Source organism: Hominimerdicola alba, from assembly GCF_900109655.1.
GTDB classification, from domain to species: Bacteria; Bacillota; Clostridia; order Oscillospirales; family Ruminococcaceae; genus Hominimerdicola; species Hominimerdicola alba_B.
Window position 1 is genome coordinate 18,453 of record NZ_FOAT01000006.1, and the last position, 13,951, is coordinate 32,403.

Consider the following 13,951-nt stretch of genomic DNA (forward strand, 5'->3'; position numbering starts at 1 on the left):
ATGTAAGAAGGTGAACAACATAAAAACAGTCAATATACGCGCTTTTGGCATAGTGCAGGGAGTGGGTTTCAGACCCTTTACAGCTGTTGCCGCCGAGGAACTGGGCATAACGGGAACGGTGGCAAACAAGGGCTCTTATGTGGATATATATGCTACGGGTGAAGATGAAGTTCTTGCCGCATTTGCTGACAGGATAAAGAATTCTCCGCCTGAACGCGCAATGGTGCTGGAAGTAGAGGTCACTGATGCGGAATATACCGATTTTTCGGGATTTGAGATAATAGAGAGCGAAAAGGAACTTGGAGATATATTCGTTTCTCCCGATATCGCCACCTGCCCGAAGTGCCGTGCTGAACTGTTCGATAAAACGGATAGAAGATATCTGCACCCCTTTATTAACTGTACTCAGTGCGGACCTCGTTTGACTATCCTTGAGACAATGCCTTATGACCGCGAGCGCACCACGATGAAAGAGCACCCTATGTGCGAAAAGTGTGCGGCGGAATATCACGACCCTGCAACGCGCCGTTATGATGCTCAGCCTGTATGCTGCAACGACTGCGGACCAGAGGTATACATCGTGGGAACGGACATAAAGGGCGGAGAGGCTATAACTCATCTCAGGCGTGCTATAATGGATGGCAAGATCGCGGCGATAAAGGGCATAGGCGGTTTTCACCTGTGCTGTGATGCCAGGAATGAAGAAGCGGTATCACGTCTGCGTGAACTGAAAAGCCGTCCTGCAAAGCCTTTTGCGGTGATGATGAGGGACATGGACGCAGTGCGCAGGCAGTGCCATATCAGGGACGGTCAGGAAGAATACCTGACAGGCTGGCAGAAGCCCATAATGCTTCTGAAAAAGCGCAGCTGCTGCACTCTCAGCGAGAAGATAGCGCCTGACAACACCACAGTCGGGGTGATGCTGCCCTATGCCCCTGTGCAGATGCTTCTGTTTGACTATCCCGATGGTATCGAGATGACGGATTGTCTTGTGATGACCAGCGGAAACGTCCGCGGCGCACCGATATGCCGCTGTGACGAGGATGCACTGAAAGAGATTGGCGGCTTCTGCGACCTTATGCTTTCCCACAACAGGAAGATACTTCTGCGGGCGGACGACAGCGTATGCGACTGGCTTTTTGACAAGCCCTATATGATAAGGCGTTCCAGAGGTTTTGCGCCTTTGCCAGTTATGCTGAAAAACAAGTCGGGCAGACAGGTGCTGGCTATCGGCGGAGAGCTAAAAAACAGCTTTTGCATAGCAAGGGGTGACCTGCTCTATCCCTCGCCTTATGTTGGGGATATGGCGGATATACGCACTGTAAAGGCGCTTGAAGAGAGCACCGAGAGAATGTGCGGACTTCTTGAAGCAGAGCCGCAGATGGTGGTATGTGATACTCACCCCAAGTACAACACTGTGCGGGTGGCTGAGGATATCGCTAAAAAGCGTGGCATACCGCTGATAAAGGTACAGCATCACTATGCGCATATCCTTTCCTGCATTGCTGAAAACGGCTTTGACGGAAAGGTGATAGGCGTGAGCTTTGATGGCACAGGCTACGGTGATGACGGCACTATCTGGGGCGGCGAGCTGATGGTCTGCGACTATCACGGTTATGAGAGAGTAGGAAGTATACGTCCCTTTATGCAGACAGGCGGCGACCTTTCCTCAAAAGAGGGCTGGAGAATCGCTTCGGCACTCATAAGAGATGCTTTCGGCGATGGGGGCGAGGTACTGTGTCAGCGGCTGGGCATATGCGACAGCATAGAGTATAAGCTTCAGAAAGCGATGGCAGAAAAGGGGCTGAACTCGGTTAAGTCTACCAGCTGCGGAAGACTGTTTGATGCTGTATCGGCGATACTCGGCATAAAGAAAGTATCCACATTCGAGGGTGAAGCATCTGTTGCTCTTATGTGCGAGGCTGAGAGATGTCTGGCGAAGCACCATGAGATATCGGAGAACTACCGAACTCCCGAAAAGCTGATAAAGTATCAGGACGGTTTTGTTACGCTGTGTACAATGGCGCTGGCGGCGGATATCGCTGAACGCAAGCTTGCCTGCTGTCAGACTGATGTGCTGGCTTATACATTCCATGCGGTGCTTGCCGATATGGTAACAGAAGCCTGCAAAAAGATCAGCGAGGATAAGGAAATTGATACTGTTGCACTCAGCGGCGGAGTATTCCAGAACCGTCTGCTGACAAAGCTGTGTCATGAAAGACTGACTGCAAATGATTTCAAAGTTCTTCTGCACAGCCTGATACCGCCAAATGACGGCGGCATCGCGCTGGGACAGGCGGCTTACGGTATATATAATCCATAGTGTTTTATATTCATAGGAATGAAAGAACATAGGATAGTCAAAGTAATGGGCACCAAACAAAACTAATAAATTGTGGCAAACAGCGAGAACCTGAACACAATCTTGACCGAGCACGCCGAACGAGGAACGAGTGAGGTGAGCGGAGCGTCAAGCCCTAAATGTGCGAAGGTCGAGCGTTGGGGGCTTGGGGGCTATGCCCCCATTTAAAATAAGGAGGATAAGAATATGTGTGTTGGATTATCTGCAAAGGTAGTAAACGTTAAGGACGGCACTGCACTCATCGACGCCAACGGCGCGAAGCGTGAGGTCAGCGCTGATCTGCTGGAAGACCTTGAGCCCGGCGATTATGTGATGGTACACGCAGGTGTGGCTATCGCAAAGATAACCGAGAGCGACGAGGAAGAAGCTTTTGATGTAATGGAGGGTCTGCTGTGAACGAACAGGCTAAAAAGGCAAGGGATATAATCGTTAACTATAAGGGAAGACCCCTGCGTATAATGGAGGTCTGCGGCACCCATACCCATGAGATATTCAAACTGGGTCTGCGCAAACTTCTGCCCGAAAATGTTGAACTTATCTCGGGCCCCGGATGTCCCGTGTGCGTAACACCGGTTGGCTTTATTGACGAAGCTATCTGGCTTGCACTGGAAAAGGGCTGTGTTATAACCACTTTCGGCGACCTGATACGTGTACCGGGAACGGAGATGTCTCTTGCGGGGGCAAGGGCTAAGGGTGCTGTGGTGCGCCCTGTATATTCGCCACTTGATGCTGTTGAGATGGCAAGGCAGAATCCCGATGAACAGATAGTATTTCTGGCGGTGGGATTTGAAACCACTACCCCCTCTGCCTGTCTTGCGGCTGAGACCGCAAAGAAAGAGGGGCTCAAAAACTTCTCTCTGCTGACTGCAAACAAGACCATGCCCAACGCTTATGCGGCATTGGAGGGCAGTGCGGATGCGTTCCTGTACCCGGGTCACGTAAACGCAATAACAGGTACGGCTATATGCGAGGAACTTAAAGAAAAGGGCGTATCGGGCGTAATTGCGGGATTTACGGCAAGCGAACTGCTGACAGCTCTTGCGGTGATACTGAAAAATGCCGAAAAGGACGAGCCTTTCTTTGTTAACTGCTATCCCCGCGTTGTAAAGCCCGAGGGTAATCCTCCTGCACAGAAGCTGATAGAAAAGGTCATGGAGCCCTGCGATACCGAGTGGCGCGGACTGGGAGTTATACCCATGTCGGGCATGAAACTGCGTGAGGAGTATGCAGATTTCGATGCGAGAAAGAAGTACGATATGCCAGAGATAAAGGGCAGACCGAATCCTGCCTGCCGCTGCGGAGATGTTCTTCAGGGCAAGTGCAAGCCCTGCGACTGCAAGGTATTCGGCAAGGTATGCACACCCGAACACCCCGTAGGTGCCTGCATGGTATCCGATGAGGGCGCTTGTGCGGCTTACTATCAGTACGGCGGCGTTTGATACCCGAGAAAGAATCGATAAATTCAGCGCTGAAAAGCGCAAAAGGAGTAATATAAATATGTCAGATAAAACAGTAACACTTGCCCATGGTGCGGGCGGAAAGCAGACCTCGGAGCTTATCGACAGAGTTTTCAAGGCGCATTTTTCAAATCCTCAGTTCACAGCAGATGATGCGGCTGTGCTGAACATCGGCGACGGCAGACTTGCTATGTCTACCGATGGCTTTATAGTTTCGCCTTTTGAATTCAATGGCGGAAATATCGGCAAGCTGAGCATCTGCGGAACTGTAAACGACCTCTCCTGCATGGGCGCAAAGCCCCTGTATCTCACCTGTGCTTTTGTCATCGAGGAAGGTTTCCCCCTTGATAAGCTTGAAGAGATAGCTGCTTCCATGGAGAAGACTGCGGCTGAAGCAGGCGTTAAGATAGTTGCAGGCGATACCAAGGTTGCAGGCAAGGGTCAGGTGGATAAGATATTCATCACAACCACAGGCATCGGCAAAATAATGGACAACGCTGATACATCGGGCACATACGCAAAGCCCGGCGATGCAGTTATCGTTACAGGCGATGTGGGCAGACACGGCTGTACCATACTGCTTGCCCGCGATGAATACGGCATCGATGCAGATGTGGACAGCGACTGCGCACCTCTCTGGGACACAGTTGAGAGTTTGTACACCGTTACCAACGATATCCACACAATACGCGACGCTACCCGCGGCGGAGTTGGCACTGTGCTGTACGAGATCGCAGAGCAGAGCAACGTAGGCGTGCGCCTGAATGCGGCTGATATCCCTGTTGATCCCGCTGTTAAAGGCGTTTGCGGTATGCTGGGACTAGAACCCCTGTACCTCGCCTGTGAAGGCAGACTTGTGATAATCGCACCCAAGGATAAAGCTCACGCACTGGTTGAGAAGCTCCGCGAGGGCAAGTATTCCAAGAATGCGGCTATCATCGGCGAGATAACTGCCGAAAACGCAGGCAGGGTAGTAATGGAGACCGAGATAGGCGCCCAGACAATGCTACCTCAGCCCGGCGGCGAACTTCTACCACGCATTTGCTAATTCATAATTCATAATTCACAATTCATAATTGTTGGCATATGCGCAAGTTTTTTGTACTAACCGACATCATGGGGATTATGAGTTTGCTGTACTTAAAACTATAACGAAAAAAAAGTGCGTACACCGCAGAATAGCAGTGTACGCACATTTTTATTTTGTATAACATCAAAGTAATGTCAGGCACACAGAACTCGCGCCCCTGTCAACAATTATGAATTATGAATTATGAATTGTGAATTATTTACCCGTTGATCCGAATCCTCCTGCACCTCTTGCGGTGTCAGAAAGCTCTTCGGCTTCGCAAATCTCAGGGCGGAAGATTGGGGTTATGACAAGCTGTGCTATGCGGTCGCCGTTGTTTATGATGCAGTCCTCATTGGAATGATTGTGCAGTGCGACTATCAGTTCGCCGCGGTAGTCCCAGTCAACTACGCCCACGCAGTTTGCAGGTGCAAGTCCCAGTTTTGTGGCGAGGGAGCTTCTGGCATATATCAGCAGTACAGCGTTTTTCTCGTTTTCAAGCTCTGCCGCAAGACCTGTCGGCACTTTTACGGTAGCACTCGCTGGAACATTTATCTTGCCGTCAACACAGGCGCAAAGATCAAGCCCTGCGCTGTACTCTGTCTGGTATTTGGGTATAACTGCGCCCTCGCGCAGTTTTTTGAACAAAAGTTTCATAACTGTCTCCTTTATTGTACACCACGGTAATACAGACCGCGGGTTATCTTATCGGGTCTGCCGTTCAGACCGCCGTTTTCGTATTCCTCGATGATATGTCTTACCTGTGTGGGAGTTTCATCGGTAAAATCCAGCATGAGTATATCAGCACAGCGGAGGTCGTCAAGCTTGTCAGCCATGTAAAGCACTTCGCTGTTGAGTATCTCCACATAACCCTCGCGCTTTGAGCACTTAACAGGGAAGTCGCGTCCTGTGCGGTCGGTGATGTGATGTGTGCAGTTTTTACAGCCCACCGCCGCTGATATGGGGCAGTTTACCGTCATCATCAAGGGGAGTCTGCCGTAGGCATAAACACCGATGGGCAGAGGCTTTTTCAGCTTTGCTATCTGCGAAGCCTTCAGCTCGAAGCTGACTGTCGCATCCGTCGCGCCAAGTTCTTTAGCCATATTCAGCGCACAGGAGTTTGTAAGATTGAAGCCGAAGCCTGCGTGAAGCACCATGCCAAGCTCTTTGGCTATCTCGGTATGTGCGAGGTTTGTGGCATACAGGTGTTTTATACCCACGCGCTTTGCTTCTGCAAGTCGGTTAAGCTGTTTTTCCTCGTCAAAGGTGAATCGCGGCATCATCACCGCGAGTTTTTCGACAGGGATGACCTCTGCCGCACGTACTGCAAGGTCAAGAGGTACACAGCAGAGTTCTACCTTTTCGGGAGATACTGCACCCAACTGTTCAAGGTTAGTCACGCTTACACGGATAGTTTGTCCGCTGCCCTTATATTCGGGAAAATCGGTGATATCGGAATTTGTAAATGGCACAACAGCGGAATTTTTCAGCATACGTGCGCTGTCCATCTCCATGCACACCTTGCGCCTGAGTTCGTTCAGCACGCCGGGGCTCACGAAAAGTCCCTCATCTATATCACATTCAGCGCCGCCGAAGTTGTATATCGTATCGCCGAGTTTTGAAAGCTGTTTTATCACGGCGGCTTCATCTATCGCTCTGCTTATCGCCTGCTGAGGATAGTCGCCCTCGATGCTGACTTCGCTGCCAAGACTGTCACGGGCGGTAATTCTGACCGGTTCGTCCGCTTTGATAGTTACCGTAAAGTTAAGGGTATCCCGCTTGTCCTCATAGCGGTAAAGCTCGTGAATTTTAGGCATGGCTTTAGCGCCCGCAGCAGCGTCCTCGCCTGTGCGCATACCAAACATATCCGCACCCAGCTTGTGGCGCAGATAACCGTTTGTAAAGCCGTTGCGGGAAAATACAGCTTCGAGGGTCTGCCTGTCATAGTCTTCGCCTGCCAGGGCTTTTTTACAGCTGTCCACCGCCATAGCTACGTATTCTGGACGTTTCATGCGCCCCTCTATTTTCAGCGAGCTGACACCTGCGTTTACTATCTCGCACAGTTCATCACAGTAGGAAAGGTCTTTCAGAGAAAGGTCATATCTGTCCTTGCCTCTGCCACCCGCATTACAGGGAAGTCTGCAAGCCTGTGCGCAGAGACCTCTGTTAGCACTTCGGGAGCCTACCACCGCGCTCATATAGCACTGTCCCGAAACTGACATACACAGCGCACCGTGTACGAAGACCTCGGTCTCAATGCCCAGAGCTGAAAGCTCCTTTATTATATCAAGGGGCAGTTCGCGGGAAAGTACAGTACGGCTGAAACCCATCTTTTTAGTGACTTCCATACCCCTGCGGGTATGTATGGTCATCTGAGTCGAAGCGTGGATGTGCATATCGGGACAGCATTTGCGGACGATCTCAACCAGCGCAAGATCCTGGGTGATGATGCCGTCAACACCTGCTTTTGCGCAGTGTTCCACCGCTTTTATGCACTTATCCATCTGTTCATCGAATATCACCGTGTTTATGGTGCGGTAGACTTTCACACCGCGCTTGTGACATTCGTAGACGGCATTGACGATGTCCTCATTGCAGAAATTAGCGGCGTTCTGTCTTGCAGAAAATTCCTCGCCGCCAAGATAGACCGCATCACAGCCCGCTCTCAGGGCTGCTTTCAATACTTCGGGTGAGCCGCAGGGTGCAAGTATCTCAGCCATTTACTTGTTGTTTCCCTGATCGTTTCCGCCGAATCTTGCGCCGCCTGCTGCGCCGTCAACGGGTCGTCTGTTCATAGCCTGTTCGTAGCTGCGCATATATGGGCTGTCCTGTATCGACTTTTTCTGAGCGGTATTATCAGCGTGGGCTTCTTCGGGCTCGGAGGTCTCGCCTATAGCCGCTTTGATATCGCCTCTGAGGATATCCTCAGCGCTGACAGCTTCGCCTACATTATCCATAGCACTGAAATTTGTGCGTTCAGCCAGTTCTTTTTCAAGCTGCTCAACTCTTTCACGGAGCATCTTTATCTCACGCTGTGCCGCTGTTGCCTGATTTCTGGCTCTGCCCGCGTCGTCAACGTAATCCTTTATCTGTGTGCGGATATTGTCGATATTTCTGTTGGACTGTCCAAGTTCGTCCATGCAGTCAAGGGCTGTGAGTACAGCACAGTCAGTGATGGAAAGGCTGGAAAAACGCGCTCTCATATCTTTTATGCGCTTATCCAGAGCTGCCGCCAGTCTTTCGGTGTAGTCCTTGTTTTCCTCGCTTGTGAGGACATACTCCTTACCCATTATAATTACCTTGTAGGTTGCCATATTGTTTTCCTCCTTGTGAAAAAGAATCAAAATAGTTCACTTTACATTATACAACATTTTTCACAAAAAATAAAGACCTTTTACAGAAAAAGTTTTTATTTTTTATCCGCTTGTGGAGTGTATATCTCTTGAAGATTCTTTGTGAGAAGAAGTGTGTATCTGATCTGGGGAATACTGAAATATACAGGACATACAAATACCTCACGAAAATGCTTATCAGCGCGGAGATCATGCAAAAAAACGACCCGGCGTTCTGCTGCGCCGGGTCGTTCTCTAGTTTTACGATAGGGGGTTAATAGCGGAATCTTCTTTTGTCCTTCCAAGTTTTTTTGCAAATCTTCCACTATGCCGATTATATCATCTTACCGATGATGTTACATCACCCTAAATGATGAGCCCTAATGTAGAATATATCGCCTCAAAATTATGAGAAATATACAATTTTATCAAAAATCAACAGCGGACGAAATTGATAGTCCGTGGTTGATGAAATTATGCAACACTCTCATTTGGAAGACGCTTTTTTTGCTTTACGTGAGCTGCTATTCGGGTGATATCGGTTGTATTTACCTTGCCGTCACGATTGATGTCGGCAGCCTTGATACGGCTTGCAGACAGTATGTTCTTGCCCTTTGCATGGGCAGCTGCCAGGGTAAGATCGGTGATGGTTATCGAATTGTCAAAGTTTACATCACCAAGCTTGTAGCCGGAGAGGTTAGATGGGTCGATAGCATATTTAACGGTCGATGAACCTTTAAAATTGCCGATGCCCGTAACGGTAACGGAAGCTTCGCCTACATTTCTGCCACCCTTGTATGTGAGTGAGTAATCCTTGCCCTCGGTGAGCTTTGTACCGCTAAAAGTAACTGTTACGGCAGGCTTGTGCTCATTGCCGTCATAGGTGAAGTATTTCTGTGAAAGAGTTATCTTGCAGTTGCTGATGGTCTTTTCCTTGGAAGCTTTAACATGACCGTAGCTCTTTATCAGCGCATTGACAACAGGTTCAGCGGTATCGTACCACTGGAGTGTCTTTCTGTTGATATAGCCGTGACCTTCGCCGTTGTTGTATTTATCAACAGGGGCGTTGTTATCCCAGAGAACTATGGGTATACCCTTGTTCTTAGCCAGGGTAGCATAGCTGTTAGCCCACTTTACACGCTCGCTGGTGTTGTTCTTGTTTGAAGAGCTGAACTCACCGATAACGACAGCATGACCCTTTGAAAGGTAGATATTGTTGATATCGTTGAAGAGCTGTTTCAGGTCATTCTCCTGTTTGCTGTCAAATACGTTGGTGGCACCGCTGCCTGTTGTTTTCATGGTGAAATTGTAAGGTGTATAAGCATGGATGGATACCATTACGTTAGGGTCATCGGGGATGGTCAGCGCACGCATAGCAGCAGTAGTGGCGCTTGCCGCATAGGTTGGTATCATCAGGCATCTGGTCTTGTTCTTGCCGCCTGTTGCTCTTACGGTATCGACGAAATCCTTGTCCAGCTTATTGACAACTTCTCTCATTTCGGACGTACCGCCGTCCCATTCGTGAGTTCCGCCGTAATCTCTGGGCTCGTTCATTCCCTCAAATATGAGGTGACGGTCGTAGTTCTGGAATTCGGTAGCTATCTGCTTCCAGAAAGCTTTCAGTTCCTTTGAAGCTGCAGAGTAGTTTGCGTTGGTGGGTCTGTTCCACTCATCGTGGTGGACATTGAGTATAACGTAGGTGTCATCAGCTATTGCCCAGTCGACTACCTGCTTTACTCTGCTCATCCATGCACTGTCTATCTTGTAGTTAGCGTCTGCATGGGGATACCAGGTCACGGGGATACGGATAGTATTGAAGCCCTTGGCTTTTACCGCATCGATAAGTTCTTTCGTCGCCTTGGGGTTGCCCCAGTATGTCTCTGACTCAAGCCCCATCTTCTTGTGATTTGTGCCGTCGTGAGCGTCAAGGGTATTGCCGAGGTTCCAGCCCACACCCATATCAGCTGCTATCTGTGCGGGGGTCATGGATGATACGTCTTGAGCCTGAACACTGACGAAAGGCAGTGATGAGAGAGACATAGCACCTGCAGTCACAAGACCCAGAAATTTTTTGATCACTTTCATAAAAAACTCCTTTCATTTCATCTAATAAAATTATCAGATTATTATATATTCACATTATAACACATATTGCAGACTTTTTCAAGAAGCAGTATTACTATTTTGTGGATATCCGTTGTGCCGTTTTTACAAGTATCTATTTATTAAAATATTTAATGCGGAAGCGTTTTATCATTCACCATTATACAGTATGACACGCCGCCTCATATTCCGTAGTAATAGTCGGCGGCTGCCTGCCATCGTGCGCATAAGTGGGATGATCTTTTGTGTGGGGACGGCGCAGGCATCAGCAGTTTGAACATATGCCTTTCTACTATCAGTGATTTTGGGCAAAAAGTTGTACGTTTTTGTACAACTCTTGCAGAAATATGTCCGAGTTAAAATATAAAACGTATGTTTGCACAATGTTACAGGTGTAGGGCTGGGCAGTTCGACGAAAAAACGGCGAACGATGTCAAGAAAAATCACTTGATGATCTGGTTCTTTTTGGGTGGAAAATTTTATCCCTTTTGCACATTGGGTGTTGAAAAATATCGGCGGGTGTGGTATGATGATATAAGTTTGAAAAGGGGGCATATAGATGGGCAGGATAGTTCGAATAAATGATCTTGATACCGAGGGACTGGCACCTTACAGGGATACTGCCGAGCTCTCGCTGAAAGCGCAGGGTATCTTCGTGGCGGAAAGCCCGAAGGTCATACGCACCGCCCTAGATGCGGGGTATGAGGCGGTCTCTCTGCTTTCGGACGAAAAGTACATCACAGGGCAGGCGGCTAATATCGTTGAAAGGGTGGGTGACGTTCCTGTTTTCTCGGCTGACAAGAAACTTCTTGAAGCGATAACAGGCTTCAAACTGACACAGGGCGTACTCTGCGCCATGAAGCGAAAGACCGAAGACAGTGAGCTCCCGGCGGAGATGCACAGGGTGGTAGTGCTGGAGGATATCATGAACCAGACAAACATCGGGGCGGTATTCCGCTCTGCGGCGGCGCTGGGCATTGATGCAGTGTTACTTACCGACGGCTGCAGCGACCCGTTTTTCAGGCGGACTATCCGCGTCAGCATGGGTACGGTGTTTCAGGTGCCCTGGAAGTTCATTGGGCGCTCCGACAGCGGATATATCGATAAACTTCGCGATATTGGATTTGTCACAGCGGCTATGGCTCTAAGGTCTGATACTGTCAGCATTGAGGACGAACGCCTGAAAAGTGCCGATAAGCTGGCGATAGTCCTTGGTACCGAGGGGGATGGTCTGAAAACTTCCACCATCGATGAATGTGATATGACCGTAAAAATACCCATGGCTCACGGCGTTGATTCCCTGAATGTTGCCGCCGCAGGTGCTGTGGCTTTCTGGGAAATGAGATACAGAGGTGATAAAAATGCCTGAACCCTGGGAAGAAATAAGCCTTGCCGACTATGAGAACCATATGAGCCTTGATTCTGTCGGGCAGCTGCAGGCGCTTGACAGAATCATGAAAGAACAGTTTGCCGCATATCCTGCTAAAACAGCCATGATACTTGGTATCGCAGGGGGCAACGGACTAAGGCATATCACAGCGGAAGACTTCGATAAGGTCTACGGCGTTGACATCAACCGCGATTATCTGAAAACGGTGTCCGAAAGATACCCCCAGCTTTCGGGGGTGCTTGAATGTATCCGCACTGATCTTGTGACCGAATCGCACAAACTGCCACACAGCGAACTTCTCATCGCCGACCTGCTGATAGAATACATCGGCTTCGATGCATTTATAAAAGCAGTAAAGCAGGTGTCCCCCGAATATGTATCCTGTGTGATACAGATAAATACCGATACCGCAGGCTGGGTCTCGGATTCTCCTTATCTTCACGCCTTTGACAGGCTTGACGAAGTCCATCACGAGATAGATACACCATCGCTGATATCTGCCATGGAAAAGGCAGGATATTCCCCTGTTTTAAGTGTTCTCGAACCTTTGCCCAACGGAAAAGCACTTGAACGTACAGACTTCGCCCGAGAAGTTTTACGTCTATGATCCATGTCGACATCAGAAGGATCTGTTTTTCGTGATTATTTCTGTCATTCGTTAATATTATCACGGTTGACAAAAAAGGCGGAATGTGATATAATTACAGAATATCCAAGGAAAGTGAGTGGAAGGAATGGTAAATGATACAGCAAGGAAACTGCTCTGTCAGCAGTTTGTGAAAAACAACACTATCGACCCCGGTTACTATGACAAGTACAGAGTCAAGAGAGGTCTGAGAAATTCCGACGGAACAGGTGTTACTGCGGGTCTTACCAATATTTGCAATGTTCACGGATATGTGGTGAATGAAGGAGAAAAAATGCCGATCGAAGGTCAGCTGATCTATCGCGGCTACAATATAAACGATCTGGTGGGAAATGCCATTAAGGAGAACCGCTTCGGTTTTGAGGAGATAGTATATCTTCTTCTGCTGGGTGAGCTCCCCAAAAAGGACGAACTGGCTGCTTTCAGACATATGATAGCAGAGAACCGTCCTCTGCCTGCGGATTTCTTCTCGGATATGATACTCAAAGCACCGTCAAAGGATATCATGAACAAGATGTCACGTTCGGTACTGGCGCTTTATTCCTACGATGACAACCCCGAGAACCGTGCCCCCGAGTACGAGATGGCAACGGCTATATCCATAATCTCGAAGCTGCCGTACATAATGACACTGGCTTATCAGGTGAAGAAGAGAACATTTGATAACCAGACAATGTTCCTGCACCCGCTGGATCCCAATCACAGCACTGCTGAGATGATCCTTGCGGCTATTCGTCCTGACAGAAAGTTCACAGATGATGAAGCAAAGCTTCTCGACCTGCTGATGATGCTGCACGCTGAACACGGCGGCGGAAACAACTCCACCTTTGCCTGCCGCGTGCTGACTTCTTCGGGTACCGATCCCTACTCTGCATACTCCGCAGCAATAGGTTCACTGAAAGGACCCAAGCACGGCGGTGCGAATATCAAGGTGTCCGCTATGCAGGACTGCGTAAAGCAGCACGTTTCCAACTGGGACGACGAGGGCGAGGTAGCTGATTTCCTCACAAAGATACTCAAAAAGGAAGCTTTCGACAAGTCGGGACTTATCTACGGCATGGGTCATGCAGTATATACACTTTCCGACCCGAGAGCGGTAATACTCAAAGCAAATGCAAAGCGCATGGCTGAGGGTACCGAGTTTGAAAGAGAGTACAGACTCCTTGAGACCATCGAGCGTCTTACTCCCGAGCTGTTCCTGAAAATAAAGGGCAGCGACAAGGCTATGTGCGCAAATGTCGATATGTATTCAGGCTTCGTTTACAGAATGCTGGGCGTTCCCCAGGATCTGTTCACTCCTATGTTTGCAGTATCGAGAATGCCCGGCTGGTGCGCTCACCGTTTCGAGGAACTGGTAACAGGCAAGAGGATAATCCGTCCCGCTTATAAGGCAGTGGCTAAGGAAAGACCTTATATTGCTATAAATGACAGATAATTAAAAAGCAAGTGCGTCCGCGTTTGATCGCAGGCGCACTTTTTGTTTTTGAAGATTAAATGAGAATGTAAAATGTCGCTTCAAAAGCGACCATATCTCTTTCAGGATGTGTTATCATATAGTCACAGTAAGAAAACCGTGAACCTGAAACACATCT

General features: G+C 48.9%; 11 protein-coding genes. 7 read left to right on the plus strand and 4 right to left on the minus strand.

The annotated features are described in order from the left end of the window. Positions 1-10 precede the first annotated feature (10 nt). The 4 genes from hypF (at position 11) to hypE (ending at position 4,867) form a co-directional block, all read left to right on the plus strand. Complete coding sequence (gene hypF / locus BMY75_RS08175; RefSeq protein WP_074832401.1) at positions 11-2,323, plus strand: carbamoyltransferase HypF; 2,313 nt, start codon at positions 11-13, stop codon at positions 2,321-2,323. A 225-nt stretch (positions 2,324-2,548) separates the two neighbouring features. After that, positions 2,549-2,758, plus strand: coding sequence for a HypC/HybG/HupF family hydrogenase formation chaperone (locus BMY75_RS08180; RefSeq protein ID WP_074832403.1), 210 nt, complete (start codon positions 2,549-2,551; stop codon positions 2,756-2,758). Continuing rightward, positions 2,755-3,801, plus strand: coding sequence for a hydrogenase formation protein HypD (gene hypD, locus BMY75_RS08185; RefSeq protein ID WP_074832404.1), 1,047 nt, complete (start codon positions 2,755-2,757; stop codon positions 3,799-3,801). Before BMY75_RS08180 ends, hypD begins: the two co-directional genes overlap by 4 nt. A 58-nt stretch (positions 3,802-3,859) precedes the next feature. Then, positions 3,860-4,867: a hydrogenase expression/formation protein HypE gene (hypE, locus tag BMY75_RS08190; protein WP_074832406.1), complete on the plus strand. Its 1,008-nt coding sequence runs from the start codon at positions 3,860-3,862 to the stop codon at positions 4,865-4,867. A gap of 237 nt (positions 4,868-5,104) precedes the next feature. Here hypE and dut read toward each other — a convergent pair whose 3' ends face one another. The 4 genes from dut to BMY75_RS08210 form a co-directional block, all read right to left on the minus strand. Further along, positions 5,105-5,545 (minus strand): dUTP diphosphatase, encoded by a 441-nt coding sequence (dut, locus tag BMY75_RS08195; RefSeq protein ID WP_074832408.1) that lies wholly within the window; start codon positions 5,543-5,545, stop codon positions 5,105-5,107. Between the two features lie 11 nt (positions 5,546-5,556). Beyond that, positions 5,557-7,608, minus strand: coding sequence for a U32 family peptidase (locus BMY75_RS08200; RefSeq protein ID WP_074832410.1), 2,052 nt, complete (start codon positions 7,606-7,608; stop codon positions 5,557-5,559). Continuing rightward, positions 7,609-8,202 carry a cell division protein ZapA gene (locus BMY75_RS08205; RefSeq protein ID WP_081350487.1) on the minus strand — a complete coding sequence of 198 codons (594 nt, stop codon included), beginning with the start codon at positions 8,200-8,202 and terminating at the stop codon, positions 7,609-7,611. Between the two features lie 492 nt (positions 8,203-8,694). Continuing rightward, positions 8,695-10,305 carry a cellulase family glycosylhydrolase gene (locus tag BMY75_RS08210; protein WP_074832412.1) on the minus strand — a complete coding sequence of 537 codons (1,611 nt, stop codon included), beginning with the start codon at positions 10,303-10,305 and terminating at the stop codon, positions 8,695-8,697. 577 nt (positions 10,306-10,882) lie between these two features. Between BMY75_RS08210 and BMY75_RS08215 the strand changes: the two genes are divergently transcribed. The 3 genes from BMY75_RS08215 to BMY75_RS08225 all read left to right on the plus strand — a co-directional run bounded on the left by BMY75_RS08215 (position 10,883) and on the right by BMY75_RS08225 (position 13,794). Further along, positions 10,883-11,692, plus strand: coding sequence for a TrmH family RNA methyltransferase (locus BMY75_RS08215; protein ID WP_074832416.1), 810 nt, complete (start codon positions 10,883-10,885; stop codon positions 11,690-11,692). After that, a complete protein-coding gene (locus tag BMY75_RS08220) occupies positions 11,685-12,320 on the plus strand; it encodes a methyltransferase type 11 (RefSeq protein ID WP_074832419.1) in 636 nt (211 codons plus the stop codon). Before BMY75_RS08215 ends, BMY75_RS08220 begins: the two co-directional genes overlap by 8 nt. 127 nt (positions 12,321-12,447) lie before the next feature. Continuing rightward, entirely contained in the window at positions 12,448-13,794 is a 1,347-nt protein-coding gene (locus BMY75_RS08225) for a citrate/2-methylcitrate synthase (RefSeq protein ID WP_074832422.1), read from the plus strand. Positions 13,795-13,951: the final 157 nt, after the last annotated feature.